Genomic DNA, 1,502 nt, shown 5'->3' with positions numbered 1-1,502 from the left:
CCCGGGGACGATTGTCCCCGAGAGGCGGCCGTCGCGCTACAGGACCAGCCAGAGGGCGACGGAGATCACCGTCACCAGGATGCCGACGACGGCGAAGACCGTTCCGGTCGTGATCAGACCGAGGCCGTCGAGCTGCCCGCGGGACTCGCGGATCGCCCTCTTGGCCCTGGGCCCGGTGACCAGGAGGGCCAGGACGGCCGTGACCAGACCCACGCCGGGCAGCAGCGAGGCCACGCCCAGCCACAGGGTGAGCGTCGCTCCCCGCTCGGTGTCGGCGAGGAAGTCGATGCTGTCGTAGCCGGGGTAGGCGTCACCGGCCTCGCCGCCCAGGGGGCGGTCGCCGAAACCGGGGAACTCGTCGGCGATCGGGTCCTTGCGGCGCTTGCTGCGGCCCGCCGGGGCGGCGGGCATCCCGTAGTCGGCCGGGGTGAACCCGTCCTCGTACTCGGGGTCGTCGCGGTCGTCGCGCTCGTCACCGCGGGGCTCGGGGTCGTCGTCGTAGGCGTACTCCGGCTCCGGCCGCTCCGCGTCCCCGTCGTGGGCGTACTCCGGCCCTTCGGGGTCGTCGTCGTAGTGGCCGTAGTCCGCCCCGTCGTCACCGCGCGGGGGGACGTCGCGCCGGAACTCGTCGTCGTCCTCCCAGTCCCCCTCCCCGGCCAGGGCGCGGGCGTCGAACATCTGGGTGGCCCCGCCGGGGTCGTCCGGCAGGTCCTGGTCCCTGGACCGGGCGCGCGACTGCATGTCGGCGATCGCGCCCAGGGGGTCGTCCGCGCCGGGGACCGCCGCGGAGAGCTCACCGGTGTCGGGCCCTCCCCAGTCGACGGTCTCGGCCCGTCCGGAGGAGGACTCCCTGCGGCGCTGCTCCGCCTCGCGGACCACGTCCGGCAGCCGGGGGTCGTTGCGGTCGAACGCCCAGGTGTTGCCGCTGCCCGTACCCAGCCCGGAGGGCGAGAGCTCGTCGCCGTACCCGTCGCCCCACGAGCCGCCGGAGTCCGCGCCGGGCCGGTCGTCGGTGCGGCCGGAGGGCGCCCAGGCGTCGGGGGCGTCGGCGCCCGCGGGGGTGCTGTCGGCGCCCCGGAAGTCGCCGCCGAGTTCGTCGTCGTCCCAGGAGCGGCCGCGTGCGCGGTCTCCCCCGAGGGGGTCGTCGTCGTAGGGGCGGTCGTCCCAGGCGTCGGCACCGCGCTCGTCGGCACCGTGCCGGGGGGCGCGGTCGTCCCAGGACCGGTCCGCCGGGGCGTCGTCGTCCCAGGAGCTGCCGTCGGGGCCGGGCACGTCGGTCCATGAGGCCGGGCCGCGGTCGCGGACGGGAGCGTCGTCGTCCCAGCCGGAGGAGGCGCGTGTGCCGTCCTCCCAGGGCTGACCGCCCCGGTCGGCGGTCCACGGACCGCGGTCGCCGGCGGGGTCGGGGCCCCAGGGCCGGTCGGTCGAGGAGGAGGGCCTCGTCTCCCACGACGCGGGGGCCAGGCCGTCGTCGGCCGCGTCACGGCCGCGGCCCGGGGCGC

Annotated in this window: 1 protein-coding gene; it reads right to left on the bottom strand. The window is 77.2% G+C overall.

All coding sequences use genetic code 11. The features are described from left to right. Positions 1-36: 36 nt before the first annotated feature. The coding region (locus tag DQW06_RS25005; protein WP_117199427.1) for a hypothetical protein at positions 37-1,502 on the bottom strand (1,466 nt) is incomplete at its 5' end.

Origin of the sequence: Nocardiopsis sp. TNDT3, assembly GCF_003427465.1 — a bacterium.
Classification (GTDB): Bacteria; Actinomycetota; Actinomycetes; order Streptosporangiales; family Streptosporangiaceae; genus Nocardiopsis; species Nocardiopsis dassonvillei.
The sequence above is the reverse complement of the archived record's forward strand: the minus strand, read 5'-3'. Positions and strand labels throughout refer to the sequence as shown.